General features: G+C 57.8%; 23 protein-coding genes and 1 riboswitch. Of the genes, 14 read left to right on the top strand and 9 right to left on the bottom strand.

Annotated features, from left to right (window positions below; translation table 11 throughout):
* The first annotated feature begins 388 nt into the window (after nucleotides 1–388).
* Entirely contained in the window at nucleotides 389–2,410 is a 2,022-nt protein-coding gene (gene uvrB, locus PAG01S_RS06580) for an excinuclease ABC subunit UvrB (protein WP_062758123.1), read from the top strand.
* Here the strand turns inward: uvrB and PAG01S_RS06575 are convergent.
* A complete protein-coding gene (locus PAG01S_RS06575) occupies nucleotides 2,394–3,317 on the bottom strand; it encodes a gluconeogenesis factor YvcK family protein (protein ID WP_010260233.1) in 924 nt (307 codons plus the stop codon). The two genes, uvrB and PAG01S_RS06575, sit on opposite strands and share 17 nt — an antisense overlap.
* A gap of 204 nt (nucleotides 3,318–3,521) precedes the next feature.
* Nucleotides 3,522–3,655, top strand: a riboswitch (molybdenum cofactor riboswitch).
* On the opposite strand from PAG01S_RS06575, the gene moaA reads away from it, so the two are divergent.
* From moaA to moaE, 5 genes are all read left to right on the top strand, one after another.
* On the top strand, nucleotides 3,645–4,631 hold the full coding sequence (gene moaA, locus PAG01S_RS06570) for a GTP 3',8-cyclase MoaA (protein WP_022626014.1): 987 nt from the start codon (nucleotides 3,645–3,647) through the stop codon (nucleotides 4,629–4,631). It overlaps the preceding riboswitch by 11 nt.
* Nucleotides 4,632–4,645: 14 nt before the next feature.
* A complete protein-coding gene (gene moaB, locus PAG01S_RS06565; RefSeq protein WP_022626013.1) occupies nucleotides 4,646–5,161 on the top strand; it encodes a molybdenum cofactor biosynthesis protein B in 516 nt (171 codons plus the stop codon).
* A 2-nt stretch (nucleotides 5,162–5,163) separates the two neighbouring features.
* A complete protein-coding gene (gene moaC, locus PAG01S_RS06560; protein WP_010260240.1) occupies nucleotides 5,164–5,649 on the top strand; it encodes a cyclic pyranopterin monophosphate synthase MoaC in 486 nt (161 codons plus the stop codon).
* A complete protein-coding gene (gene moaD, locus PAG01S_RS06555; protein WP_010260243.1) occupies nucleotides 5,642–5,887 on the top strand; it encodes a molybdopterin synthase sulfur carrier subunit in 246 nt (81 codons plus the stop codon). The genes moaC and moaD overlap by 8 nt, the downstream gene beginning before the upstream one ends.
* Nucleotide 5,888: 1 nt before the next feature.
* The gene (moaE, locus tag PAG01S_RS06550; protein ID WP_010260246.1) at nucleotides 5,889–6,341 is read left to right on the top strand and encodes a molybdopterin synthase catalytic subunit MoaE; all 453 of its coding nucleotides are present in this window, start codon (nucleotides 5,889–5,891) and stop codon (nucleotides 6,339–6,341) included.
* 105 nt (nucleotides 6,342–6,446) lie between these two features.
* Here moaE and PAG01S_RS06545 read toward each other — a convergent pair whose 3' ends face one another.
* Entirely contained in the window at nucleotides 6,447–7,232 is a 786-nt protein-coding gene (locus tag PAG01S_RS06545; protein WP_010260249.1) for an OBAP family protein, read from the bottom strand.
* A 106-nt stretch (nucleotides 7,233–7,338) separates the two neighbouring features.
* Here PAG01S_RS06545 and PAG01S_RS06540 point away from each other — a divergent pair, with 106 nt between their 5' ends.
* Both PAG01S_RS06540 and PAG01S_RS06535 read left to right on the top strand, forming a co-directional pair.
* Nucleotides 7,339–8,433, top strand: coding sequence for a DUF1615 domain-containing protein (locus PAG01S_RS06540; RefSeq protein ID WP_010669679.1), 1,095 nt, complete (start codon nucleotides 7,339–7,341; stop codon nucleotides 8,431–8,433).
* A gap of 246 nt (nucleotides 8,434–8,679) precedes the next feature.
* Nucleotides 8,680–9,387, top strand: coding sequence for a Bax inhibitor-1/YccA family protein (locus tag PAG01S_RS06535; RefSeq protein ID WP_010260256.1), 708 nt, complete (start codon nucleotides 8,680–8,682; stop codon nucleotides 9,385–9,387).
* A 50-nt stretch (nucleotides 9,388–9,437) separates the two neighbouring features.
* Here PAG01S_RS06535 and PAG01S_RS06530 read toward each other — a convergent pair whose 3' ends face one another.
* The 3 genes from PAG01S_RS06530 to PAG01S_RS06520 are packed head-to-tail and all read right to left on the bottom strand — an operon-like array spanning nucleotide 9,438 to nucleotide 12,405.
* On the bottom strand, nucleotides 9,438–10,403 hold the full coding sequence (locus PAG01S_RS06530; RefSeq protein WP_033757029.1) for a lysylphosphatidylglycerol synthase domain-containing protein: 966 nt from the start codon (nucleotides 10,401–10,403) through the stop codon (nucleotides 9,438–9,440).
* The gene (gene clsB / locus PAG01S_RS06525; RefSeq protein WP_010260263.1) at nucleotides 10,403–11,647 is read right to left on the bottom strand and encodes a cardiolipin synthase ClsB; all 1,245 of its coding nucleotides are present in this window, start codon (nucleotides 11,645–11,647) and stop codon (nucleotides 10,403–10,405) included. The genes PAG01S_RS06530 and clsB overlap by 1 nt, the downstream gene beginning before the upstream one ends.
* Nucleotides 11,644–12,405 (bottom strand): endonuclease/exonuclease/phosphatase family protein, encoded by a 762-nt coding sequence (locus tag PAG01S_RS06520; RefSeq protein WP_022626009.1) that lies wholly within the window; start codon nucleotides 12,403–12,405, stop codon nucleotides 11,644–11,646. The genes clsB and PAG01S_RS06520 overlap by 4 nt, the downstream gene beginning before the upstream one ends.
* A gap of 179 nt (nucleotides 12,406–12,584) precedes the next feature.
* Between PAG01S_RS06520 and PAG01S_RS06515 the strand changes: the two genes are divergently transcribed.
* The 4 genes from PAG01S_RS06515 to PAG01S_RS06500 all read left to right on the top strand — a co-directional run bounded on the left by PAG01S_RS06515 (nucleotide 12,585) and on the right by PAG01S_RS06500 (nucleotide 16,785).
* Nucleotides 12,585–12,977: a YbhQ family protein gene (locus PAG01S_RS06515; protein WP_010669681.1), complete on the top strand. Its 393-nt coding sequence runs from the start codon at nucleotides 12,585–12,587 to the stop codon at nucleotides 12,975–12,977.
* 217 nt (nucleotides 12,978–13,194) lie between these two features.
* Entirely contained in the window at nucleotides 13,195–14,574 is a 1,380-nt protein-coding gene (gene rhlE, locus PAG01S_RS06510; RefSeq protein WP_062758122.1) for an ATP-dependent RNA helicase RhlE, read from the top strand.
* Between the two features lie 2 nt (nucleotides 14,575–14,576).
* Complete coding sequence (gene dusC, locus PAG01S_RS06505) at nucleotides 14,577–15,527, top strand: tRNA dihydrouridine(16) synthase DusC (protein WP_033771193.1); 951 nt, start codon at nucleotides 14,577–14,579, stop codon at nucleotides 15,525–15,527.
* A 70-nt stretch (nucleotides 15,528–15,597) separates the two neighbouring features.
* Nucleotides 15,598–16,785, top strand: coding sequence for an MFS transporter (locus PAG01S_RS06500; protein ID WP_033766739.1), 1,188 nt, complete (start codon nucleotides 15,598–15,600; stop codon nucleotides 16,783–16,785).
* Between the two features lie 21 nt (nucleotides 16,786–16,806).
* On the opposite strand, the gene PAG01S_RS06495 is transcribed toward PAG01S_RS06500, so the two are convergent.
* From PAG01S_RS06495 to PAG01S_RS06480, 4 genes are all read right to left on the bottom strand, one after another.
* Nucleotides 16,807–18,408, bottom strand: coding sequence for an inorganic phosphate transporter (locus PAG01S_RS06495; protein ID WP_062758120.1), 1,602 nt, complete (start codon nucleotides 18,406–18,408; stop codon nucleotides 16,807–16,809).
* 187 nt (nucleotides 18,409–18,595) lie between these two features.
* Nucleotides 18,596–19,717, bottom strand: a complete 1,122-nt coding sequence (locus PAG01S_RS06490) for a L,D-transpeptidase family protein (protein WP_010260287.1) — start codon at nucleotides 19,715–19,717, stop codon at nucleotides 18,596–18,598.
* 214 nt (nucleotides 19,718–19,931) lie between these two features.
* Entirely contained in the window at nucleotides 19,932–21,746 is a 1,815-nt protein-coding gene (locus tag PAG01S_RS06485) for a glycoside hydrolase family 15 protein (protein WP_052270826.1), read from the bottom strand.
* Nucleotides 21,747–21,977: 231 nt separating this feature from the next.
* Nucleotides 21,978–22,559 (bottom strand): DedA family protein, encoded by a 582-nt coding sequence (locus tag PAG01S_RS06480; RefSeq protein WP_062758118.1) that lies wholly within the window; start codon nucleotides 22,557–22,559, stop codon nucleotides 21,978–21,980.
* 205 nt (nucleotides 22,560–22,764) lie between these two features.
* Between PAG01S_RS06480 and PAG01S_RS06475 the strand changes: the two genes are divergently transcribed.
* On the top strand, nucleotides 22,765–23,352 hold the full coding sequence (locus PAG01S_RS06475; protein ID WP_010260296.1) for a Yip1 family protein: 588 nt from the start codon (nucleotides 22,765–22,767) through the stop codon (nucleotides 23,350–23,352).
* A 178-nt stretch (nucleotides 23,353–23,530) separates the two neighbouring features.
* A complete protein-coding gene (gene pbpG / locus PAG01S_RS06470; RefSeq protein WP_010669685.1) occupies nucleotides 23,531–24,478 on the top strand; it encodes a D-alanyl-D-alanine endopeptidase in 948 nt (315 codons plus the stop codon).
* Nucleotides 24,479–24,500: the final 22 nt, after the last annotated feature.

Here is a 24,500-nt window from a genome sequence, read left to right as displayed (position 1 = left end):
ACCTTGTGCATTAGGTAATGAAAACCAGTTGGAAGCGAGGAAATACGCGGCCTGGTAACATAATGACGAGAATCTGGCCTCATAGCCTTATGTCAGTAAAATCAGTTGTTTATCAAAAAACAAGCCTGAGAATTATCTGTCAGGTAACCGTACTGTAATTTTGTGACACTCTATTGACAAATGTTAAATCAGATCCCTGCCTGGGGATAACATTGCGCAACATGCTGAGCGATAACGCTGCCAGCCTGCAGGGACATCAGGTGCCATCCTGCTGGCGTTAACATTGCACCAATACTGTTTTTATATCCAGTATTATTTTCTGGCAAAATCACCATAGCAGAGTAAAATAAGTGCCTGCCCGCCGACTTCTCCAGCAGGAACTGCATTCATGAGCAAAGCCTTTAAATTGAACTCCGCCTTTAAACCTTCGGGCGACCAGCCTGAGGCGATACGTCTCCTGGAAGAGGGGCTGGAGGATGGACTGGCCCATCAGACCTTATTAGGCGTAACCGGCTCCGGTAAAACGTTTACCGTCGCCAACGTGATTGCCGACCTCAACCGTCCGACCATGGTGCTGGCACCCAACAAGACGCTGGCCGCCCAGCTCTATGGCGAGATGAAAGAGTTTTTCCCGGATAACGCCGTCGAGTTTTTCGTCTCTTACTACGACTATTACCAGCCAGAAGCCTATGTGCCGAGCTCCGACACCTTTATCGAAAAAGATGCGTCGGTGAACGAACATATCGAACAGATGCGTCTGTCGGCCACCAAGGCGCTGCTGGAACGGCGCGATGTCATTGTGGTGGCATCGGTTTCGGCTATCTACGGTCTGGGCGATCCCGATCTCTATCTGAAAATGATGCTGCACCTGACCCGCGGCATGATTATCGATCAGCGCAGTATTCTGCGCCGTCTGTCAGAGCTGCAGTACACCCGCAACGACCAGGCGTTCCAGCGCGGCACCTTCCGGGTGCGCGGCGAAGTGATCGATATCTTCCCGGCGGAGTCGGACGATATTGCGCTGCGCGTCGAGCTGTTTGACGAAGAGGTTGAGCGTCTGTCGCTTTTTGACCCGCTGACTGGCCAGATCGATTCGGTCGTGCCGCGCTTTACCATCTACCCCAAGACGCACTACGTCACGCCGCGTGAGCGTATTCTGCAGGCGATGGAAGATATCAAAGTTGAGCTGGCGGACCGCCGCCGGGTGCTGCTGGAGAACAATAAGCTGCTGGAAGAGCAACGCATTACTCAGCGTACCCAGTTTGACCTGGAGATGATGAGCGAGCTGGGCTACTGCTCCGGCATCGAGAACTACTCACGCTACCTCTCCGCACGCGGACCGGGCGAAGCGCCGCCGACGCTGTTTGACTATCTGCCCGCCGATGGCCTGCTGGTGGTGGATGAGTCGCACGTGACCATTCCGCAGATTGGCGGCATGTACAAAGGCGACCGGGCGCGTAAAGAGACGCTGGTGGAGTATGGCTTCCGCCTGCCGTCGGCGCTGGATAACCGTCCGATGAAGTTTGAAGAGTTTGAGGCGCTGGCCCCGCAGACCATCTATGTTTCGGCGACGCCGGGCAAATATGAGCTGGAAAAGTCGGGCGACGAAGTGATCGATCAGGTGGTGCGTCCTACCGGTCTGCTGGATCCGATCATCGAAGTGCGTCCGGTCGGTACCCAGGTCGACGATCTGCTGTCAGAAATCCGTCAGCGCGTGGCGATCAACGAACGTGTACTGGTGACGGTGCTGACCAAACGCATGGCGGAAGACCTCACCGAATATCTGTCTGAGCATGGTGAGAAGGTGCGTTATCTGCACTCCGATATCGACACGGTAGAGCGTATGGAGATTATACGCGACTTACGTCTGGGCGAGTTTGATGTGCTGGTGGGCATTAACTTACTGCGTGAGGGGCTGGATATGCCGGAAGTGTCGCTGGTGGCGATTCTCGATGCGGATAAAGAGGGCTTCCTGCGCTCCGAACGCTCGCTGATTCAGACCATTGGCCGTGCGGCGCGTAACATCAACGGTAAGGCGATTCTCTATGGCGATAAAATCACGCCGTCGATGGCGCGCGCCATTGAAGAGACCGAGCGCCGCCGTGAGAAACAGCAGTTGCACAACGAAGAGAATGGCATCGTGCCGCAGGGCCTGAATAAGAAGATCACCGATATTCTGGAACTGGGCAAAAACGTGGTGAAAACCCGCGGCAAAGCGAAACCAGCCCGTCCTGGCGAAGCCCAGGCGCTGGCCGATTTCCAGCTGTTAACGCCACAGGCTCTGCAGAAGAAGATCCACGAGCTGGAAGGGCAGATGCAGCAGCATGCTCAGAACCTGGAGTTCGAACAGGCGGCCAACGTGCGCGATCAGCTGCATGAACTGCGAACGCTGTTTATTGCGGCCTCGTAGCGCCGTTAAAGCCCTGAATGGCGTGTTCCAGCGCCACCCGTAACAGCTGGCGGTCGTGACGATATTGGATATCGGCGGCCTCCAGCGGTTCACGGACAATCAGTCGGTTTTCAATGCCACGGGTGTCCACTGCCGGGCTGACGACCAGCGCATCAATCACCCGCTTGCCGATATAACGCTCCATCATCTGCAGCTTGTCAGCCACTGAGAGACTGGCGGCGGCAGGACTCAGCTCGCGGCCCAGATTGCCGATAAACACCATAGTGGCAGGCGTGCGACGCAAGGCCTGCGCCATCTCTTCCATCAGCAGAATCGGCATCAGGCTGGTGTAAAAGCTGCCGGGTCCAATCAGGATCAGGTCCGCTTCACCAACCGCCTGCAGCGCTTCCCGCGTTGGCTGAACGTTAGGGTGCAGCATCAGCTCCTGCGGCGGCTGCTTCATCTCGTCAATTGCGGTTTCGCCATAAACCATGTTGCCTTCAACATCCATCGCCACCAGATCCACCGGCTGCTCCGACATCGGGATTAAAAAGGCGTCGACCTTCAGCAGGTTACGGATAATGTTGATCGCTTCCAGCGGACGAACGCTGAGATGATCCAGCGCCCGCAGCATCAGATTACCCAGGTTGTGTCCGGCCAGTTCGCCGTTACCGGCAAAACGGTACTCAAACATCGCCGAAGCGACGCTGGGTTCTGCAATCAGCTGGTTAAGGCAGTTACGCATATCGCCCCAGGCGATACCGCCTTCTGAGCGACGAATACGGCCGGTTGATCCGCCGTTGTCGGTGGTGGTGACGATGCCGGTGAGACGCGAGCCCAGCGGGGAAAGGGCAGACATGACGCGGCCTAAACCGTGTCCGCCTCCCAGTGCCACAACGCGATCAAGATCGGCCAGTGTGCGATTCATACTTCTCCTTAATATCCCTTCGCGTGGCGTGGCTCTAATCGCTAAGCCCGCGCGGATGACTTACGTCAAAATCTGGATCGCATTTTAACGTATCCTGTCGCGAAAATGCGGTGAAAATTCGATATGTATAAGAATATATAGCGAAAACAGCAAATGGAAGAGTGACGAAAATCACGCTACCATCATGCTTACCGCGCTGATCAACGGGTCAGCGTACACTCAAGCCTGAATGCCTACGTCTGCGGATAGGGGGTTCAGGCCGTAGCCATTGAGCTGCCAGGGTGCAGGAAGAAATGACTGCATCTCCCAATCTGGAAAGGTGTTCTGGTGTCACAATTTACTGATGCATACGCGCGTAAGTTCTATTACCTGCGCCTGTCGGTCACGGATGTCTGTAATTTCCGCTGTACCTACTGTCTTCCTGACGGCTACAAACCGCAGGGAATTCGTAACAAAAGCTTTCTCTCGCTGGATGAAATCCGCCGCGTCACGCGGGCCTTTGCCGCTGCCGGAACGGAAAAAGTGCGGCTGACCGGCGGTGAGCCGTCGCTGCGCCGCGATTTCACCGACATCATTGCGGCGGTGCGAGAAAACGCCTCCATTCGCCAGATCGCGGTAACCACCAATGGCTACCGGCTGGCGCGTGACGTGAAACAGTGGCGTGACGCGGGGTTAACCGCACTCAACGTCAGCGTCGACAGCCTGGATGCCCGTCAGTTTCACGCCATTACCGGTCAGGATAAATTCCATCAGGTCATGAGCGGTATTGATGCTGCCCTCGACGCCGGTTTTCGCCAGGTCAAAGTCAACAGCGTTCTGATGCGCGATCTCAACAGCCGTAATCTGGCCACGTTCCTCGACTGGATCCGTACCCGTCCGATTCAGCTGCGCTTTATCGAACTGATGGAGACCGGCGACGGCGGCACGCTGTTCCGCGATCAGCACGTTTCCGGCATGGTCATCCGCGATCAGTTGATCGCCCAGGGCTGGCAGCGTCGGGAGAGCGGACGCAGCGACGGCCCGGCGCAGGTCTTTTACCATCCCGATTATGTCGGCGAGATTGGTCTGATCATGCCCTACGCCAAAGATTTCTGTGCCAGCTGCAACCGTCTGCGCGTTTCGGCGCACGGTAATCTGCATCTATGCCTGTTTGGTGACGGCGGTGTGCCGCTGCGCGATCTGCTGGCGTCAGACGACCAGCAGGCCGAACTGCAGGCGCGTATTGCCAGCAGTCTGGGGCAGAAAAAGCAGACGCACTTTCTGCATCAGGGCAACACCGGCATCACACAGAATCTCTCTTACATTGGCGGCTAATTTCAGGAGGCAGTATGGGTAAACCAGCCAGCGAATTTCAGGCAGTGCAGATTGCGGTGATGACCGTGTCAGATCGTCGCGATGCCAGTGACGATACCTCCGGCGACTATCTGCGCGAAGCCGCAGCCGAAGCGGGGCATGAGGTGGTCGATCACGCCATCGTGCCGGATAATCTCTATCGTATTCGCGCCACCGTGTCGCGCTGGATCGCCAGTGAAGATGTTCAGGTCGTGATTATTAATGGCGGAACTGGCTTTAACCTGAAAAACAGCACGCCGGAAGCGCTGCTGCCGCTGTTTGACCGCGAGATTGATGGATTTGGCGAACTGTTCCGGATGATCTCCTATGAAGAGATTGGCGGTTCGACATTGCAGTCGCGCGCGATTGCCGGTCTGGCTAATCAGACGCTGATCCTGGCCGTGCCGGGTTCCACCAGCGCCTGCCGCACCGCCTGGGAACGCATTATCGCTGACCAGCTTGATGCGCGCACCGCGCCCTGTAATTTTGTCTCACATCTCAAGAAACGGTAAGTATGTCTCAACTCACACACATTAACGCCGCGGGCGAAGCGCACATGGTGGATGTCTCCGCCAAGGCGGAAACCGTGCGCGAAGCGCGGGCAGAAGTGCTGGTGCTGATGCAGCCGGAAACGCTGCAGATGATTATCGAAGGCAGCCACCACAAAGGGGATGTCTTTGCCACCGCGCGCATCGCCGGTATTCAGGCGGCGAAACGCACCTGGGAACTGATTCCGCTCTGTCATCCGCTGATGCTGAGCAAAGTGGAAGTGAACCTGGAGGCTGAACCGGACCACAGCCGGGTCCGCATCACCACGCTCTGTCGCCTGACCGGCAAAACCGGCGTGGAGATGGAAGCGCTGACGGCCGCGTCGGTTGCCGCGCTCACCATCTACGACATGTGCAAAGCGGTGCAGAAAGATATCGTTATCGATCAGCTGCGGTTAATCAGCAAGAGCGGTGGCAAAAGCGGCGATTTCCAGGCGGTCGCGCATGATTAAGGTGCTGTTTTTCGCCCAGGTCCGTGAGCTGATCGGCACCTCATCGCTTGAGGTCGGTGCTGATTATCCGGATGTGGCCGCGCTGCGCAGTGCGCTGGCAGATCGCGATGACCGCTGGGCGCTGGCGCTCGAGTCGGGCAAGCTGCTGGCGGCGGTGAATCAGACGCTGGTGCCGATGAGTCATCCGCTGCACGCCGGTGATGAAGTGGCCTTTTTCCCGCCCGTGACCGGAGGCTAAGATGGAAACGCAGATTCGCGTCGGTCCCGCGCCCTTTGATATGGCGGAAGCGTATCGCTGGCTGGCGGCCTGTGATGAAGATGGTGCTGTAGTGACCTTTACCGGCAAAGTCCGTAACCACAATCTGGGCAACGACGTCGCGGCACTGACGCTGGAGCACTATCCCGGCATGACCGAAAAAGCGCTGCAGGAGATTGTTGATGCGGCGCGCGAACGCTGGCCGCTTCAGCGCGTCACGGTGATCCATCGCGTGGGCGAACTGTTTCCCGGCGATGAAATCGTGCTGGTGGGCGTGACCAGCGCCCATCGTGGCAGCGCCTTTTCCGCTGCAGAGTTCATCATGGATTACCTGAAAACCCGCGCGCCGTTCTGGAAGCGCGAAGCGACAGAGCAGGGCGATCGCTGGGTGGATGCCCGCGACAGCGACCACCAGGCGGCTCAGCGCTGGGACTAAGCTACGTTAACGGCTTAGCGGGCAGAAGTGTCTGCGCCCGCTGAGCCGTTAACCGCAGACACGCCGCTGCCCGCATCCCCGGACATCACGACGCTTAGGGCGGGATTAAGGCTGCTTTAGCTGCTCAGCCGGACCAAAACCGGTCTGACCGTGGCTGTGTTCGCCGCCGCCGGCGGTGCGCTTCAGCTGAATGACCTGGCCCTGTTGCCAGGCATTGGCCCCTGCTGCGGCAGGATGCGCCACGATATCCGCACGCTGGGCGCGGATCTTTTTGCTGTCGACGTCAAAACGACGATCGCGGTCCGCCAGCAGTCGCGAGTCCATCTGACCATCCTCCGTAAAGCCCATCATCAGCGCCGGAATGCCGATCGGCAGCGTTTTGTCGCGATCGGTGTGCCAGGTGTGCCAGGTTTTCCCGTAGGTGTTCACAATGCGCTTCATCAGGGCGTGGTCGGCGGCTTCCGGTAAGCCTGGTGCAATCAGCGTGCCCGATTTCACCTCATACTGATGGCTGTGCCAGAGCTTCTTTTCTTCGGGCGGCAGGGTGTTAAACAGCCGTTCGCTGATAATGTACTCCACGCCCATCAGCCGTGCATCGCGCGTGTTGCCGTCGTAAATCACCGCCTGCATCACATCGTCGTTCAGTACGGTGACATAGTGGTGCGCCTCCATCTGACCGTTCTTATCGCCGTTATAAAAATGGAATCCGTCGAGATAGGTGTTGATGGCGTCGATGGGCGGACGTGACTGCATCACGCTGGCGCCGGTCTCCAGCACCTTAAGCGAGGAGGAGGTGGGTGCGCCCGGTGATTTTACCTGGGCAGGCGTATTATTGGCGCCGCAGCCGGTTAATAACAGGCTGAATGCCGCAACAGGCCAGAGTTTAAACATCGTAAGTTCCTTTAACGGTAAAAAAGATAACCTTAGTTCAGTTCTCGCCTGCCTGTGAAACTCTGGCAATGGTAGAGTAGAGCTTTGGTTCATTCTGAGGACAGGCATGTCATCCACCCCGATTCTGCAACGTCTGACACTGGTCGCCGCACTGGTGCTGGCAGGTTGTAGCAGCAAGAAAACCCCTGAGGCGCCGGTGCGGCAGCCTGAAGATGTCAAAGCGCAGATCCAGCGGCTGTTGCCCTCGCACGTCAGCAATAAAGCGGCGTGGAGCGACGATATCTACACCACCTTCCGCACTCAGCAGATCGATCCCAGCGCCAGTAACCTCTGCGCGGTGATCGCCGTGGCGGATCAGGAGAGCAACTTCAGCGCCGAGGCCGCCGTGCCGGGTCTGCCAAAAATCGCCTGGGGCGAGATCAACCGCCGTGCGGCGCAGGTGCACGTCCCGGCATTCCTGGTGCGTACCGCGCTGCAGATCAAATCGCCTACCGGTGAAAGCTACGCCGCCCGGCTGGACAAAGTGCGCAGTGAGAAAGAGCTGAGCGCTATTTTCGATGACCTGATCGATATGGTGCCGATGGGCCAGACGCTGTTTGGTAATCTCAATCCGATCCACACCGGCGGGCCGATGCAGGTCAGCATTGCGTTTGCCGAAGCGCACGCCAAAGGCTACCCGTGGCCGATCGATGGCACCATCCGGCGTGAAGTCTTTACCCGCCATGGCGGGATCTATTTCGGGACGATGCACCTGCTCGGCTATCCGGCTGACTACAGCCAGCCGCTCTACCGCTTTGCCGACTACAATGCGGGCTGGTATGCCAGCCGCAATGCGGCCTTCCAGGCGGCGGTGTCGCGCGCCACCGGCATGAAACTGGCACTGGATGGCGATCTGATTCTTTATGGATCGGATGCGGCGGGCGGCACCGAACTGGCGGTGCGCACGCTGTCGAAACAGATCGATATGAGCAACAGCGACATTCGCCGCGATCTGGAGAAAGGAGAGAAAGCGTCGTTCAGCGACAGCGAACTCTGGAAACAGGTCTTTACCCTGGCGGATAAAATGGCGGGTCGAAAGTTACCGCGTGAAATGCTGCCGGGCATCAAGCTGGAAAGCCCGAAAATTACCCGTAATCTCACCACGGCGTGGTTTGCGCAGCGTGTCGACAGCCGTTATCAGCAGTGCCTGTCGCGACGTTAAGCGGCATGTTGTGGCGCAGTTGAGCTGAGCTGTGCCACACTTAGAGCCAGTTCCGGGCGACTTTTATTGTTATCCTGGCCCTGAACTGTGCGCATCCTCATAAGGCCGTATGGGCCCGTGGCGGTTGTGTCGCGCTGTCGCTGGCCCAACGGGCTGAAACAGAAACAACGTATGCCTGCCAGACCAGGTTATTCATCCGGTTCCCTGTGTGGAGCCGGTCCTAATCCGTTTAACAAGAGGTGCATCATGGACCGATATCCACGAAATGATTCCATCGTTCAATCCGCATCTCGCGGTTTACAAGCCTATATGGCGCAGGTCTATGGCTGGATGACCTGCGGTCTGTTACTGACGGCGTTTGTCTCCTGGTACGCTGCGCGCACGCCAGCGATCATGGAGCTGGTGTTTGCTAACCGCATCACCTTCTTCGGGCTGATTATCGTGCAGCTGGGGCTGGTCTTCTTCCTGTCAGGCATGGTGCATCGCCTGAGCGGGGCCGTGGCAACCGGGCTGTTTATGCTCTATTCGGCGCTGACCGGCCTGACCATGGCGAGTATCTTCCTGGTTTACACTAACTCCTCGATCGCCAGCACCTTCTTTATCACGGCGGGGATGTTTGGCGCGATGAGCTTCTACGGCTATACCACCAAACGCGATCTCAGCCGTTTTGGCAGTCTGCTGTTTATGGCGCTGATTGGCATCGTGCTGGCGTCGCTGGTGAACTTCTGGCTGAAAAGCCCGGCGCTGATGTGGGCGATTACCTACATCGGGGTGGTGGTGTTTGTGGGGTTAACGGCCTATGACACGCAGAAGCTGAAAAATATCGGTGAGCAGATCGATGCCCGCGATACGGAAAACCTGCGTCGCTACTCGATTATGGGCGCACTGACGCTGTATCTCGACTTTATCAACCTGTTCCTGATGCTGCTGCGGATTTTCGGCAACCGCCGTTAAGCCTGAGGGAGTAGCGGGGGAGGCGCACTGTCTGCGCCTCCCCTTTTTTATTACGACTTCTGCAACTTCTGCTCGTTCTTCTGACGCAGATGCTTCGCCCGACTCTCCAGCCCCAGATAGAGCACCAGCGCTAACAGCAGCGGCAGGATAAAGTAGAGCACGCGATAAGCCAGCAGCGCCGCAATGATAGTGCCATGCGAGGCGTGCTGACCGCTGAGTAACGCCAGGAAGACCGCTTCCAGTACGCCAATGCCCGCCGGAATATGAATGATTACCCCGGCAATACTGCTGATCAGCAGCACGCCCAGCACCATCGGATAACCGACGTCTCGTCCCAGCAGCAGCCAGATAATCGCCCCCATCACCATCCAGTTGGCACAGGAAACCGCAAACTGCAGCAGCGCCATGCGCAGCGAGGGCAGCTGCAGCGTCTGGCCTTTTACCGTCCAGCGACGCTGCTTTGAGAAGGCACAGGCCCAGAGGTAGACCGCCACCAGCACCAGCAGAGCGCCACCAATCAGCCGCAGGGTGGTTTCACCAATAAACCAGCCGCTGGGGATCGAGACCATGCCCGCACTGAATACCACGCCCGCCAGCAGGATATAGCCCAGCCAGTTAGTGGCGATGCTCAGAGAGAAGATGCGGGTGATGGTGCCGCTATCCAGCCCTAACCGTGAATAGAGCCGGTAGCGCATCGCGACGCCACCCACCCAGGTGCTCAGCGTCAGGTTGAAGGCGTAACAGATAAACGACACCAGCATCACCTGCCGCTTCGCCAGCTTATGGCCGCAGTAGGCGCGTCCAATCAGGTCATAGCAGCCATACACCAGGTAACTCAGCACCACCAGTCCGGCGGCGGTCAGTACCACAAAGCGGTTGTAGTTAACGATGACGTCATAAACATCTTCCCAGTTCACTTTGCGGGCATAGACCACCAGCAGAACCACCACCGCGATGAAAAAGAGCACGGTGAGGATTTTTTTCGCCAGTTGCCAGCGTGGATGTTTTTTTGCCATCAGGATTTTGCTCCCGGGTTATCAGTTTCAACGCGATCCTGCGTCTCCATTTCAGGCTGTACCGGCTCACCCACCTGGGCCAGCAGCGGCGTATGCGCCGGCAGCCAGCCAGCGATGGCCGGGAAATGGCGCAGGAAGTGGAATACCACCACGCTTTTACTCAGTTGCCACCAGTTGCGCGGCGGTAACCGATCTTCCTGCACGCGCTGGCAATCGTTGGCCAGCAGCGCTTCCAGGTTATCGCGCAGCGTCTGGTTAAACGGCCTGTCGTGGATGATCAGATTGGCTTCAAGGTTAAGTGACAGGCTGAGCGGATCGAGATTGCTGGAGCCGACGGTGGCCCAGTAGTCGTCTTTTACCGCGATCTTGCCGTGCAGCGGGCGACGGATATATTCGTAGACTTCGACGCCGCCATCGACCAGATAGTTGTAGAGCAGCTCCGCGCCCACTTTCACAATCGGCATATCCGGTTCGCCCTGCACAATCAGTCGCACCCGGACGCCACGCTGCGCGGCGTTGCGCATCTCACGCAGCAGCCGGTAACCCGGGAAGAAGTAGGCGTTGGCGATAATCACATCCCGCTTCGCCTCGCGCAGCATCTCCAGGTAGTGGACTTCGATGTCGTCGCGATGCTCGTCGTTATCGCGATAAACATAGAGCACCTGAGCATCGCCGGGCGTGGCGTTGACCGCCGGACGATGAGAGCGCGATCCCCACCAGCGGCGGGTATTCTGTTCGCTGCCAATCGCCTGTTGCAGATAGCGGGCGATGTCGCCCACCACCGGGCCTTTGACCTGCACCGCATAATCCTGTTTGGCTTCCGGGCCATAATCGGTGTTGTGCTCGGCCGAGAAGTTAATGCCGCCTACAAAGGCTACCACGTCATCCACCACCACGGTTTTGCGGTGCAGGCGGCGGAAAACGTTGGTGCGCATCCCCATCACCAGCGGACGCGGATCGTAATAGATGAAACGCACGCCAGCGCTGGTCAGGCTGTTAACAAATTTGTCGGAGAGTTCGGCAGAGCCATAACCATCGACCATCACTTCGACCCGCACGCCGCGCTGGGCTGCCGCCAGCAGTTCGCGGTGCAGTGCGTTGCCCACGTCATCCTCAAACAGAATAAAGGTTTCGATTAATACCGTACGTTCCGCCCGCTGGATCGCGCCAAAGACCCGCGGGAAAAACGCTTCGCCATTTTCCAGCAACAGCAGCCGGTTGCCTTCCTGCCAGCTAAAATTCATAGGTGAATCTCCACCGCCAGCGGCGCATGGTCGGAAAGATGGGACCAGGGCTTACGCGGCAGCGCCCACGGATGACTGACGGTGGCGTTGCGGACATAGATGCGGTCAAGCCGCAGGATCGGGAAGCGCGCCGGGAAGGTGCGCGCCGGGCGTCCGGTTTTCATGCTGAATACCTCTTTCAGGCCTGCGCCATGTTTCAGAATGGAGTTAGCGCGTCGCTGCCAGTCGTTGAAATCGCCCGCCACCACCACCGGCGCGTCGGGCGGCAGTGAGTTAACCATTTCACATATTTTCTTCATCTGCGCGTGACGATGGGCCACTTTCAGACCCAGATGAACGCAGATGACATGCAGCGTGCCGTGCGGCTCGGGCAGGGCGATCTGGCAGTGCAGCATACCGCGGTTTTCACTGCCCGCCACCGAGATATCCCGGTTCTCATAGTCGGCGATCGGGAAGCGAGACAGCACCGCATTGCCGTGATGCCCCTCCGGATAGACCGCATTACGCCCATAGGCGAAATCGTTCCATATGGTGTCGGCCAGAAACTCATAATGAGGAGAATCGGGCCACTCCTCATGGTTAAGGGAGTGGATGGCATGCGTGCCCATCACCTCCTGCAGAAAGACCACATCCGCCTCCGTCGCGCGAACGGCGTCGCGTAATTCGGGCAGGATGAAGCGGCGATTGAAAGGGGCGAAACCCTTATGTGTATTGATCGTCAGGACTTTTATTGAAAATCCTTGCTTGTTTTGTGGCATACTCGCGACGCACTCCTTTTCATCATCAATAGAATCAAAGTGTAGTCTTTGTCACAAATGGGTGGTGAAAGAGGGCGAAAATTAGGGCGTTATCCGAAAATTGTTTTACATTGAGGAAATCGTTTCCGGCTTGTGCCGGTAGCACTTGGGCGACCTGTTGGGTCTGCCAGGAGAACTGAATGAAATGGTCTAATCGTATTCAAATTATCACGGGTCAAACGTTGTTGCATATTGCTATGCATCTGCTGGTGATCGCTGCACTGATCTGGGGCTGGAAGCACAAAGCGCTGGTTGATGTCTGCAGTACGCTGGTGGCGATGTACGCACTGGTTTTTGTTGCCATGCTGGTGACACAGCGCATTGCCCGTTTACGTACTCTCGGCGATTATCTTGAAGAAGCGACCACCACTTACTACTTTGGCGCCGCCATGATGACACTGTTCCTGGTGTCGCGGATTTACCACAACAACCTGCTGCTGGCGTGTCTCGGCGTAGTGATGTTGCTGGGTCCGGCGCTGGTCTCGCTGCTGGTGAAAGAGCCACCGCGACGAATCGAAAACAAACGTAGTTAAGTTGAAGGCCACCGGAAGGTGGCCTTCCTGTTTTCAGGCGGTTAAGTTGTGTCAGGAAATGTGAGCTATCTCGCACACTTCTCTTAAAGCTGTTACACTCGCCCGCTTACGCATCGTAGTTTGCGCCCTTTTCACGCGTCAGCCCTGGCTGGCGTCACTATCCCTCTGAAAACTACACCGTGAATCACGGTCAGAGCGGACCGGAGTAAATCACTTAATGTCTTTTGACTCTCTCGGCCTGAGTGCCGATATTTTGCGCGCGGTCGCCGAACAAGGCTACAGCGAACCCACACCTATCCAGCGCCAGGCGATTCCTGTTGTGCTGGCAGGCCGCGATCTGCTGGCGAGCGCCCAGACCGGCACCGGCAAAACAGCCGGCTTTACCTTACCGATGTTACAAAAACTCTCTGCCACTGCCACGCCCATCCGCGGTCGTCGCCCGGTGCGCGCCCTGATCCTGACCCCAACCCGTGAGCTCGCGGCGCAGGTCGGCGAAAACGTCAGCGACTACAGCAAATATCTCTCGCTGCGTTCCATGGTGGTGTTTGGTGGCGTCAGCATCAATCCACAGATGGTAAAACTGCGTGGCGGCGTCGATATCCTGGTGGCAACGCCTGGACGCCTGCTGGATCTGGCACAACAGAATGCGGTTGACCTGTCACAGGTCGAAATTCTGGTGCTGGATGAAGCGGACCGTATGCTGGATATGGGCTTTATCCACGACATCCGTCGCGTACTGGCGCGTCTGCCGGCTAAACGTCAGAACCTGCTGTTCTCTGCCACCTTCTCTGATGAGATCAAAGGCCTGGCTGAGAAACTGCTGACCAACCCGGAAATGATTGAAGTGGCTCGCCGCAACACCGCCTCCGAGCAGGTCGCGCAGCAGGTGGCTTTCGTTGATAAGAAGCGTAAGCGTGAATTGTTGTCTCAGCTGATTGGCGAAGGCAACTGGCAGCAGGTGCTGGTCTTCACCCGGACCAAACACGGCGCGAACCACCTTGCCGAGCAGCTGGGCAAAGATGGCATCTCCGCCGCCGCGATCCACGGCAACAAGAGCCAGGGTGCACGTACCCGCGCGCTGGCCGACTTTAAGTCAGGCGGAATTCGCGTCCTGGTTGCCACCGATATCGCGGCCCGTGGCCTGGATATCGAAGAGCTGCCACACGTCGTGAACTATGAGCTGCCTAACGTCGCCGAAGATTACGTTCACCGTATTGGCCGTACCGGCCGTGCGGCGGCGACCGGTGTCGCCCTGTCACTGGTCTGCGTCGATGAGCATAAACTGCTGCGTGATATCGAACGTCTGCTGAAGCGTGAAATCCCGCGTCTGGCCGTTGAAGGTTATGAACCCGATCCGAGCATCAAAGCGGAGCCGATCATCAACGGTCGTCAGCAGCAGTCTCGCGGCGGTGCAGGTGGCGGTGGCGGCGGCCGTGGTCGCAGCCAGGGCGGACAGCGTGCAGGCGCATCGCGCTCATCTTCATCCGGCGAAAAGCGTCCTCAGGCGCGTCGTCAGAGCCAGGCCGCTCCTCAGGGCGATAGGCCCGCAGCCCGTCCGCGTCGTCCGGCAGCAGCGAAGCGTACCGGAAACGTCTGAGTATGAGGGTTTTACTGGCACCGATGGAGGGCGTGCTGGATTCACTGGTGCGCCAGCTGTTATCGGAAGTAAACGACTACGATCTCTGCATCACTGAGTTTTTGCGCGTGGTCGATCAACTGCTGCCGGTAAAATCTTTCTACCGTCTCTGCCCCGAACTGCATAACGCCAGCCGCACGCCTTCCGGCACGCGGGTGCGTATGCAGCTGCTGGGGCAGCATCCCGAATGGTTAGCCGAAAACGCCGCACGTGCGGTGGAACTGGGCTCATGGGGTGTGGATCTCAACTGTGGTTGTCCTTCTAAACTGGTCAACGGCAGCGGAGGCGGCGCAACTCTTCTTAAAGATCCCGATCTGATCTATCGCGGCGCGAAAGCGATGCGTGAAGCGGTGCCTGCAGATTTGCCCGTAACGGTGAAAGTGCGGCTCGGCTGGGACTCCAGCGCCCGCAGTCTGGAGATTGCCGATGCGGTGCAACAGGCCGGTGCCAGCGAGCTGGTGGTGCATGGGCGGACCAAAGAAGAGGGCTATCGCGCAGAGGCGATCAACTGGCAGGCGATTGGCGACATTCGTCAGCGGCTGCGCATTCCGGTGATTGCCAATGGCGAAATCTGGGACTGGCAAAGCGCGCAACACTGTATGGCGGTAACCGGCTGCGATGCGGTGATGATTGGCCGTGGCGCACTGAACATCCCCAACCTGAGCCGGGTAGTGAAATATAACGAACCGCCGATGGCCTGGCCTGATGTGGTGCGGTTATTACAGAAATACAGCCGGCTGGAAAAGCAGGGCGATACCGGCCTCTACCACGTGGCGCGTATCAAACAGTGGCTCGGTTATCTGCGTAAAGCCTATGGCGAAGCCGATGGCTTATTCAGCGAAATCCGTGCGTTAAAATCGTCGGGCGACATTGCACAGGCGATTGATCGTCACGCGCATGTTCATGGTTTGTGATAAAAAATCAGGCGACCCTTTAGCGGCCTGACGGTATAGTGGGAAAAATTTCCTGGACCCCTTGCCTGCTATGTCTGACTCCGCTGTGTTGAGCAACAGCCAGCTCAACAAACGAATCCTCTCCGTTATTATCTTCACCTTCTTCTGCTATCTCTCTGTCGGACTGCCGCTGGCCGTGCTGCCAGGCTTCGTCAAAAATCATCTTGGCTTCAGCTCCTTTATCGCCGGACTGATTATCAGCATTCAATATTTTGCAACACTGCTCAGCCGTCCGCAGTCGGGCCGTCTGGCCGATCGCCTTGGGCCAAAGCGGGTGGTGATGCTGGGACTGCTCTGCTGCGGTATGAGCGGGGTGCTAACTATCGTAGCCGCACTGCTGAGCGGCTGGCCGTGGCTGAGTCTGGCGCTGCTGGCCATCGGGCGGCTGTTTCTCGGCGTGGGTGAAAGCTTCAGCAGCACCGGCTCTACCCTGTGGGGTATGAACATCGTCGGGCCAATGCAGACCGCGCGCGTGATCTCCTGGAACGGTGTTGCGACCTATCTGGCAATGGCCGTCGGTGCACCGCTGGGTGTGCTGCTGAACAGTGAATTTGGTATGAGTGGATTTGCCGGGCTGATTGCGCTGATGGGCGTGGCGGGCTATCTGATGGCCAGCCGCAAAGCGGCGGTGACGGTCAGTGTGGGCGAGCGCATTCCGTTTCACCGCGTCTTCTCCCGCGTCTGGCTCTATGGCCTGGCGCTGGGCTTCGGCACCATCGGTTTTGGCGTTATCGCCACCTTTATCACCCTCTATTTTGCCAGCCGCGACTGGCAGGGCGCGGCCTATGCGCTGACGCTGTTCAGCCTGGGGTTTGTGCTGGTGCGTCTGGGGTTTGGTCGCTTTATTACCCGTTTCGGCGGGCTGCGCGTGTCGCTCTTCTCATTCCTGCTGGAATGCCTGGGACTGCTGATTATCTGGCAGGCGGACAGCGCCTGGCTGGTAGGGGCGGGCGCATTCCTCACCGGCAGCGGATTTTCGCTGGTCTTTCCGGCGCTGGGCGTTGAGGCGGTTAAACGGGTTGAGCGCCAGGATCAGGGCTCTGCGCTGGGCACCTATTCCGCTTTTCTCGATCTGGGCCTGGGCTTAACCGGCCCGGTGGCGGGATTGCTTATCGGACACTGGGGGATGCAGTCAGTCTATCTGGCGGCGGCGTTGATGGTGCTGGGAGCGCTGCTGATTACCCTGCGGCTTTACTGGCAGCAGCGGCTTATCGCCTGAATGACGATAAGCCGCAGACCGTTAAAAATGGCTGAACGCCCAGTAGAGCAGGGCAGAGAGCAGAACAGAAACCGGCAGCGTTAAAATCCAGGCGACGGCCAGGTTACGCAGCGTCGAGAGCTGCAAGCCGGAACGGTTCGCCGCCATAGTGCCCGCTACGCCGGATGAGAGCACGTGAGTGGTGGAAACCGGTAAACCGAAACCGTCTGCCGCGCCAATGGTCATCATCGCCACCAGTTCGGCGCTGGCGCCCTGAGCATAGCTCAGATGGGTTTTACCGATCCGTTCTCCCACTGTGACCACAATCCGGCGCCAGCCGACCATGGTGCCCAGTCCCAGCGCAATCGCCACCACCACTTTCACCCACATCGGAATAAAACGGGTGGCGCTGTCGAGTTCCGTTTTCACTGCCTTAAGGTTGCGTTCCGTCTCCTGCGGCAGTCTGACCTCGGCGCTCTGCAGATGCTTGATCGATTCTGACGCCAGATACATCTGGTTGCGGGTATTGGTCACCGCCTGGGCTGGAATGTTTTCCATTGAACCGTAACGACGAATCTCATCGCCGACTTCGCGCAGCGTCATCGCCAGCGCGGGCAGCACGTCGGGATTCATGCTGTTGCTGCCAACAAAGCCGGTCAGTACCTCACGGGCCGGAGGAGGGTTCGCCGAAGCGGGTTGCAGTTGCAGCAGCTGATGGGCGGTCACTTCGTTCAGCGCCGCGACGCGCGGGATCTGATCGGGTGGCAGCGATCGGTTCAGGGCGTAGGCGATCGGCATGGTGCCCACCAGGATCAGCATAATCAGCCCCATTCCTTTCTGACCATCGTTAGAGCCGTGCGCAAACGACACGCCGGTACAGGTCAGGATCAGCAGGCCGCGGATCCAGACCGGTGGCGGCTGATTGCTTTCTGGCGCCTGATAAAGCTGGCGATTGCGGATAAACAGTTTCATCACCCACAGCAGCAGCCCGGCGCAGACAAAGCCGACCACCGGCGACAGCAGCAGTGCATAGCCGACCTTCAGTGCCTGATCCCAGTCAACCCCGCTCAGACCGCTGCGTCCGTGCAGCATCGCATTGGCAACGCCGACGCCGATGATCGAGCCGATCAGCGTATGGGACGACGACGACGGCAGCCCTAAATACCAGGTGCCCAGGTTCCAGATAATCGCTGAGAAGAGCAGCGCATAGACCATGGCAAACCCGCTGCCGCTGCTGGCCTGCAGGATCAACTCCACCGGCAGCAGTGAGATAATGCCAAACGCCACCACGCCGCTGGAGAGCAGCACACCCAGAAAGTTACAGAAACCGGACCAGACCACCGCGACGCCGGGCGTCAGCGAATGGGTGTAGATCACGGTCGCCACGGCATTGGCGGTATCGTGAAAGCCATTCACGAACTCAAAGCCGAGCGCAATCAGCAGTGCCAGCCCCAGCAGAAAGAACGGCAGATAGCTGGTGACCGGCATATTGGTCTCTTCAACATCGCTGACCAGATTGAGACCGGCGAACGCCAGTCCGGCAACCAGCAGAATAAAGAACAGCGGTTTACTGAAACGGCTATTTTTGCCGTTGAAATCGGGGCGACCTCGGGCTGATGAGGAGGAGAGACTGTTTTCGCTCATGGTGTACCTCTGGTGGCTGATGCCGGATGCTGATTTGCACCGGGTCAACGCAGTTTGATACGCGCTTTATATGACAGATTAATGATCGTCGGACGGGGCATTCTGAGCGGAGTGCGGGGAAAAACGCAGAAACGCAGGCAATAAAAAAGCCAGCGACAGGCGCTGGCTTCTGCAAGCAGGACGGCAATTACGAGCTGGTATTGGCCGCGGCTGCAGGGGCTGCTGGTGTTACCGGAGCGGCCGGTGCGGCTGGCTCAGTGGCCGGCTGCTGTGGCTGCGCGGCATCACTGTTTGCGCCCTGAGAGGTGACCGGCGTCATTGGCTCTTCCTGTGGCACAGCCTGCGGATTTTCCGGCATCGGAACTGGCGCAGTCTGGATGTTGTTCTCCACGCCGTTCACTTTTACTGGCATACCGGTACGGCCCTGAATCGCGCCATTAACCTGATCCTGATTGACGCTGGCATCAACCAGAACTTTGCTCACCGCCTGATTCAGCGTAATCGGCACCAGCTCACGCGAGTTGAACTGCTCTTCGGTGGTCGACAGCGGGTTATGCACTTCTACATACCGTGAACCGTCTGGCTCCACGGTCGCTTTTACCGGCTGATCAACAAACTGTACGCGCGTGCCGACCGGCACGTTCTGATACAGCCATTTGATATCGTCAGCGCGCAGACGCACACAACCATGGCTCACGCGCAGGCCGATACCGAAGTTGGCGTTGGTGCCGTGAATCGCATAGAGACGACCGATATAGAGCGCATACAGGCCCATCGGGTTATCCGGGCCTGGCGGGAAGACCGCTGGCAGGGTTTCACCGCGCGCCGCGTAATCCGCATGCATGCCTTTGGTTGGTGTCCAGGTCGGGCCATCTTTTTTACGTTCTACCGCTGTGGTCCAGTTAATCGGGGTATCTTTACCCAGTTCACCGATACCAATAGGCAACACCACCACGGTTTTGCTGCCTTTCGGATAGTAGTAAAGACGCATCTCCGCGCTGTTAATCACAATGCCTTCACGCGGTGCGTCTGGCAGGATCAGCTGCTGTGGGATGATCATTTTGCTGCCAGCCTTAGGCAGATAAACGTCAACGCCCGGATTGGCTTCAAGCATATTGCTGAGGCCCATCTGGTACTGCGCCGCAAAAGCTTCCAGCGGCAGTTTGCTGTCTTCAGGGACAGTAATTTCGATATTTTCGCCGATCAGACGGCTGTTGGCCGGCGGTAACGGGTAAACCACAGCAAAGGCTGACTGGCTGAAGGCCGCCAGAGCCAGTGCGATTGAAGCGAAAGCGCGAATGATTTTCATATTTTACAATTCTTTATCGCCATATTTCAGGCTGTTCAGTGTGTCGAATTCATGCTGGCCAATGTGACCTGCTGCGCATTATATGTTCATTAATCTGACGTTGTGAATCGGGATTTTAACCTGCCTGCAATACTTTACGTAAATTCACCGCGGATGTTAGCGCATTTACCGAAAGCAGGGCGCTAAAAATGGGGCTTTCCGGGCTTATCCCTGACTAAGGTTGCCACTGCGTTTGTTCGCCGCTGAGTTTGCGGTTCAGGAAAAAGGCGGCACTGATTAACGCCAGATGGGTCAGCGCCTGCGGCGTGTTGCCCAGCGCATGGCCGTGGCTGTCAAACTCCTCCGCGTAGAGGCCCAGTGGATTGGCGTAGCTCAGCAACTTTTCAAATTCAAAATGCGCTTCCTGAATCCGGCCCGCGCGCGCCAGACACTCGACATACCAGAAGGAGCAGGCTCCGAACGACCCTTCTGAGCCTTTCAGGCCATCGGCGGGCGTCTCATGCGTATTGTAACGGCGCACCATACCGTCGCTGACCAGATTGGTTTTGATCGCATCCAGCGTGGCAATCCAGTCCGGGTCGGTGGCTCCCACAAAACGCACCAGCGGCATCAGCAGCATTGAGGCGTCGAGATGTTCGCCATGACGGGTCGAAGAGAAGTGACCCCGCTCACTGTTCCAGAAGTTAGCCCAGATATCCTCGCGGATCTCCCGGCGCGCCCGATCCCAGCGTTCATAAGGCATCGGCAGCGATCGCTTCATGCCCAGACGCAGCGCGCGATCCATCGCCACCCAGCACATCAGACGCGAGTGCAGGAAATGTTCCGGTTCACCGCGCATCTCCCAGATACCGGCATCGGGCTGATCCCAGTTCTCACACAGCCAGTCGATCATTTTGACGACATGTTCCCAGCCGCGCTGGGAGATCGCCTCACCATATTTATTGGCCAGATAGACCGCATCCATCAGCTCGCCATAGATGTCGAGCTGGGTCTGCTGCCAGGCGTCATTGCCGATGCGCACCGGACGGGAGTCGGCATAGCCGGAGAGATTCAGCAGCTCCATCTCGTGCAGTTCGGTGCCGCTGTCCAGCCGGTACATGACCTGCAGGCGCATCTCATCGTGATGGCTGTTTTCAACGCAGCGACCAACCCAGTGGGTAAAGTGTTTGGCTTCATCGATATAGCCCAGCCGCATCAGGGCATACATGCTGAACGAGGCGTCACGGATCCAGGAGGCGCGATAGTCCCAGTTGCGTTCACCGCCCAGCTCTTCGGGCAGGCCAAAGGTCGCTGCCGCCGCAATAGAGCCATGCTGATGCGAAGTCAGCAGTTTGAGGACCAGCGCCGAACGCTGCACCATTTCGCGCCAGCGTCCCTGATAGTTACTGTGGGCGCTCCAGCGTCGCCAGTAGTTCAGCGTCTCTTCAAAGCAGTGTTCGGTGGTCAACGCTTCGATATGCGCATCATCCACGCTGCCAAATTCAAACTGCGCATGTTCACCGGGTTGTAACGTGAAGAGGGCGGTCGCGCTCTCATCCTCCAGCGTCATCACCACGCTGGCGGCGAGGCGCAGCGACGGCTGGCCTTCGGCATGAAAATCGATACAGCCGTTGTGCGCCTCTGCGCGGGTCTGCGCCCGGGCATAGTCGTGGCGCGGTGAACAGCGCAGGCTAAAGGTCGCGCTGCCGCGTACCATTTTGACCCGCCGGATCAGACGCGGCAGCTTGTCCTTGTCATCACAAATCGGCATGTAGTCGGTGATCTCCGCCACGCCTTCATCATCCAGCCAGCGGGTCTGCAGGATGTTGGTATCGGGCAGGTAGAGCTGCTGACGTCGCGCATTGGGCCAGTCAGGGGCCAGGGAGAAAAGCCCGGCATCATCGCTGTCGAGCAGGGCGGCAAAGACCGACGGGCTGTCGAGTTCCGGCCAGCAGAGATAATCAATGGTGCCATCATTCGCGACCAGTGCGCAGGTGCGCAAATCTCCGATCACGCCATGGTCTTCAATCTTACGTTTTACCTTACTCATCCTCATCTCCCTGTCAGTGTCCATCCTAACTATAGCTGAGCCATCTGATGCGGCTTCGTTTGGGCACAGATGGTTAACGTACGGTTGAATGAGGCAGGGAAGGGGTGAGGGCGGGTGAGACATGGGAAATCGTCAGCAGGGTCGCCAGGCGCTACTCAGCGTCGGCGACCTGTACCACCGGTCAGCTCACTCTCATAGCCGGTGGCGTCTGCTGGCGAATCCGTGGTTCATTTATTCCTGATCGGCACGACGATTGTGCCAGCGGCGGATCACCCAGCGCAGCGCAAAGGCGAATACCACTGCGCCGACCAGCCACAGCAGATGCTTCAGATGCTGGTCGAGTTTATGCAGCCATGGCGCGATGATGCCGCCCGCAAAATAGCCCAGGGTGACAAAGATCAGCGCCCAGATGGCCGCCCCGATGACGTTAAGAATAAAAAATTTCATCGGATTAAGGCGGCTGGCCCCGATGATGATTGGGCCAATCAGTCGAAAACCATACATAAAGCGCACGCCAATCACAAACAGGCTGGGACGGCGTTTAATCAGGCGGTTCGCCTTGACCACTTTATCCTGATGCTTTTTAAAGCGGTGCAGGATCTGCGTGCCCCAGCGGCGACCGACCCAGTAGAGCAGTTGATCGCCGACAATACCGCCACCCATCGCGGCCAGCACCACCCCCACATAATGCAGCAGCCCTTCATGCGCGGCGACGCCGCCCAGCAACGTAAATGTTTCCCCCTCGGCGATACAGCCAATAAAAAGTGCCAGATAACCGTACTGCGTAATTAATGCGTTGATATCCAGATGCAAAATGACCCTCCCTGTTCAGTGACTGTTTCTTCAAGTCTATACGCGATTTGGCTTCGCTTCCGCCCGTGCCTCATGGGTCCGTTTATTTATGCTGTTTTTTTGTCCGATCACCACGAAAGTTTCGCTGCCGTTTATACTTGAGAGGACGCTGCCCCCAAAGACGGATGCATCATCGGGCGGCCCACTGCATCAGAGGAGTGAATCTATGAATCATGTCTGGGGTCTGCTGGCGCATCCGAATCAGGAAATGCGTCATATCAAGCAAGAGAATGAGAGCGTATCGCACCATTACACCCACCATGTTCTGCTGATGGCGGCGATTCCGGTGATCTGCGCCTTTATCGGCACAACTCAGCTGGGCTGGAATCTGGGCGAGGGGCAATATGTGCAACTCAACCTGTTGACCGGGATTGGGCTTGGCATTCTGTTCTATCTGATTATTCTGGGTGGCGTCGCGGTAATGGGACGCGTGATTCACTGGATGGCACGTGATTATCCGCAGCGCCCCGGCGTACAGCGCTGTACGGTGTTTGCGGGCTATGTGGCCACGCCGCTGTTTCTCAGCGGGCTGGTGGCGCTCTATCCGCTGGTCTGGCTCTGCGTGCTGGCGGGCGCGCTGGCGCTGCTCTACACCGGTTATCTGCTCTATATCGGCATTCCACTGTTTCTTAATATCGACCGTGAAGAGAGTCTGCGCTTTTCCGGTTCAACGCTGGCCATCGGCGTGCTGGTATTTGAAGTATTACTGGCATTAACCGTGGTGCTGTGGGGATATGGACCGCATCTGTTCTGACCGACCGCTGCCGCCGCTCTGGCGGCAGTTCTCTTTTTACGCCCGGAAACACTCTCACCAGGAAATTTCTTAACCTTACGGGTATGATATCGCCGCCAGCCCGCGCTCTGACCTCACTGAAGCGGGCGGCCTGTGTCGGTCTGACACAGTACATATTCATAACCGGGTTTTTTCTACGATGCCTGCAAAAATTCGTTCCACCCTGCTTTCGCTGGCGCTGCTCGTTTCAGGGCAGATTGTTTCACTTCCGGCGCAGGCGACGACGTCGCTGTCGCAACTGGCGCCGATTGCTCAGCCGCAGATCGCCTCTGGCAGTGCGATGATTGTCGATCTCACGACCAATAAAGTGCTGTTTTCCAGCCACCCTGACCGGGTCAGGCCCATTGCCTCCATCACCAAGCTGATGACTGCTATGGTGGTGCTGGATGCGCATCTGCCGATGAACGAGATGATAACTGTCGATGTCAGCCAGACGCCGGAAATGCGGGGTGTCTTCTCACGCGTTAAGCTCAATAGCCAGATCAGCCGCCGGAATATGCTGCTGCTGGCGCTGATGTCCTCGGAAAACCGCGCCGCCGCCAGTCTGGCCCATGCTTATCCGGGCGGCTATAACGCCTTTATCCGGGCGATGAACGCGAAAGCGCGGTCACTGGGCATGAAACAGACCCGCTATGTGGAGCCAACCGGCCTGTCGACGCAAAACGTCTCCAGCGCGCAGGATCTGGTTAAATTACTCAAAGCTACGCGGGAATATCCGCTGCTTGGCGCGCTCAGCACCACTAAAGAGGAGACGGCGGTGTTTGCCCATCCGAGCTATGCGCTGCCGTTCCGCAACACCAACCATCTGGTCTATAAAGATGACTGGCATATTCAGCTGACTAAAACCGGTTACACCGATGAGGCGGGCCACTGCCTGGTGATGCGCACCATGATTAATAATCGTCCGGTGGCGCTGGTGGTGCTGGATGCCTTTGGCAAATATACCCACTTCGCCGACGCTAACCGTCTGCGCAGCTGGATTGAGACCGGTAAAGCGGCTCCGGTGCCGGCCGCCGCGCTGGCATATAAAAAACAGAAATCGGGCCAGGTTGCCAGTAATGGGGCCAGCAGCGCCGACGTTGAGTAGAAAACAGCCGGTGTGACGCGCT

Origin of the sequence: Pantoea agglomerans NBRC 102470 (assembly GCF_001598475.1) — a bacterium.
GTDB lineage: Bacteria > Pseudomonadota > Gammaproteobacteria > Enterobacterales > Enterobacteriaceae > Pantoea > Pantoea agglomerans.
Note: the sequence above shows the minus strand (reverse complement) of the source record. Positions and strands in the feature narration are given on the sequence as shown.

Excerpts from the sequence above, each read along its gene's own strand:
- PAG01S_RS06515 (WP_010669681.1), top strand. The coding sequence starts at position 12,585 with ATGAAATGGTCTAATCGTATTCAAATTATCACGGGTCAAACGTTGTTG.
- moaB (WP_022626013.1), top strand. The coding sequence starts at position 4,646 with ATGGGTAAACCAGCCAGCGAATTTCAGGCAGTGCAGATTGCGGTGATG.
- PAG01S_RS06575 (WP_010260233.1), bottom strand. The coding sequence starts at position 3,317 with ATGAATCGCACACTGGCCGATCTTGATCGCGTTGTGGCACTGGGAGGC.
- PAG01S_RS06495 (WP_062758120.1), bottom strand. The coding sequence starts at position 18,408 with ATGAGCGAAAACAGTCTCTCCTCCTCATCAGCCCGAGGTCGCCCCGAT.
- moaD (WP_010260243.1), top strand. The coding sequence starts at position 5,642 with ATGATTAAGGTGCTGTTTTTCGCCCAGGTCCGTGAGCTGATCGGCACC.
- PAG01S_RS06545 (WP_010260249.1), bottom strand. The coding sequence starts at position 7,232 with ATGTTTAAACTCTGGCCTGTTGCGGCATTCAGCCTGTTATTAACCGGC.
- PAG01S_RS06520 (WP_022626009.1), bottom strand. The coding sequence starts at position 12,405 with ATGCCACAAAACAAGCAAGGATTTTCAATAAAAGTCCTGACGATCAAT.
- PAG01S_RS06535 (WP_010260256.1), top strand. The coding sequence starts at position 8,680 with ATGGACCGATATCCACGAAATGATTCCATCGTTCAATCCGCATCTCGC.
- PAG01S_RS06500 (WP_033766739.1), top strand. The coding sequence starts at position 15,598 with ATGTCTGACTCCGCTGTGTTGAGCAACAGCCAGCTCAACAAACGAATC.
- PAG01S_RS06490 (WP_010260287.1), bottom strand. The coding sequence starts at position 19,717 with ATGAAAATCATTCGCGCTTTCGCTTCAATCGCACTGGCTCTGGCGGCC.
- rhlE (WP_062758122.1), top strand. The coding sequence starts at position 13,195 with ATGTCTTTTGACTCTCTCGGCCTGAGTGCCGATATTTTGCGCGCGGTC.
- clsB (WP_010260263.1), bottom strand. The coding sequence starts at position 11,647 with ATGAATTTTAGCTGGCAGGAAGGCAACCGGCTGCTGTTGCTGGAAAAT.
- pbpG (WP_010669685.1), top strand. The coding sequence starts at position 23,531 with ATGCCTGCAAAAATTCGTTCCACCCTGCTTTCGCTGGCGCTGCTCGTT.
- PAG01S_RS06485 (WP_052270826.1), bottom strand. The coding sequence starts at position 21,746 with ATGAGTAAGGTAAAACGTAAGATTGAAGACCATGGCGTGATCGGAGAT.
- PAG01S_RS06530 (WP_033757029.1), bottom strand. The coding sequence starts at position 10,403 with ATGGCAAAAAAACATCCACGCTGGCAACTGGCGAAAAAAATCCTCACC.
- moaE (WP_010260246.1), top strand. The coding sequence starts at position 5,889 with ATGGAAACGCAGATTCGCGTCGGTCCCGCGCCCTTTGATATGGCGGAA.
- PAG01S_RS06540 (WP_010669679.1), top strand. The coding sequence starts at position 7,339 with ATGTCATCCACCCCGATTCTGCAACGTCTGACACTGGTCGCCGCACTG.
- dusC (WP_033771193.1), top strand. The coding sequence starts at position 14,577 with ATGAGGGTTTTACTGGCACCGATGGAGGGCGTGCTGGATTCACTGGTG.
- moaC (WP_010260240.1), top strand. The coding sequence starts at position 5,164 with ATGTCTCAACTCACACACATTAACGCCGCGGGCGAAGCGCACATGGTG.
- uvrB (WP_062758123.1), top strand. The coding sequence starts at position 389 with ATGAGCAAAGCCTTTAAATTGAACTCCGCCTTTAAACCTTCGGGCGAC.
- PAG01S_RS06475 (WP_010260296.1), top strand. The coding sequence starts at position 22,765 with ATGAATCATGTCTGGGGTCTGCTGGCGCATCCGAATCAGGAAATGCGT.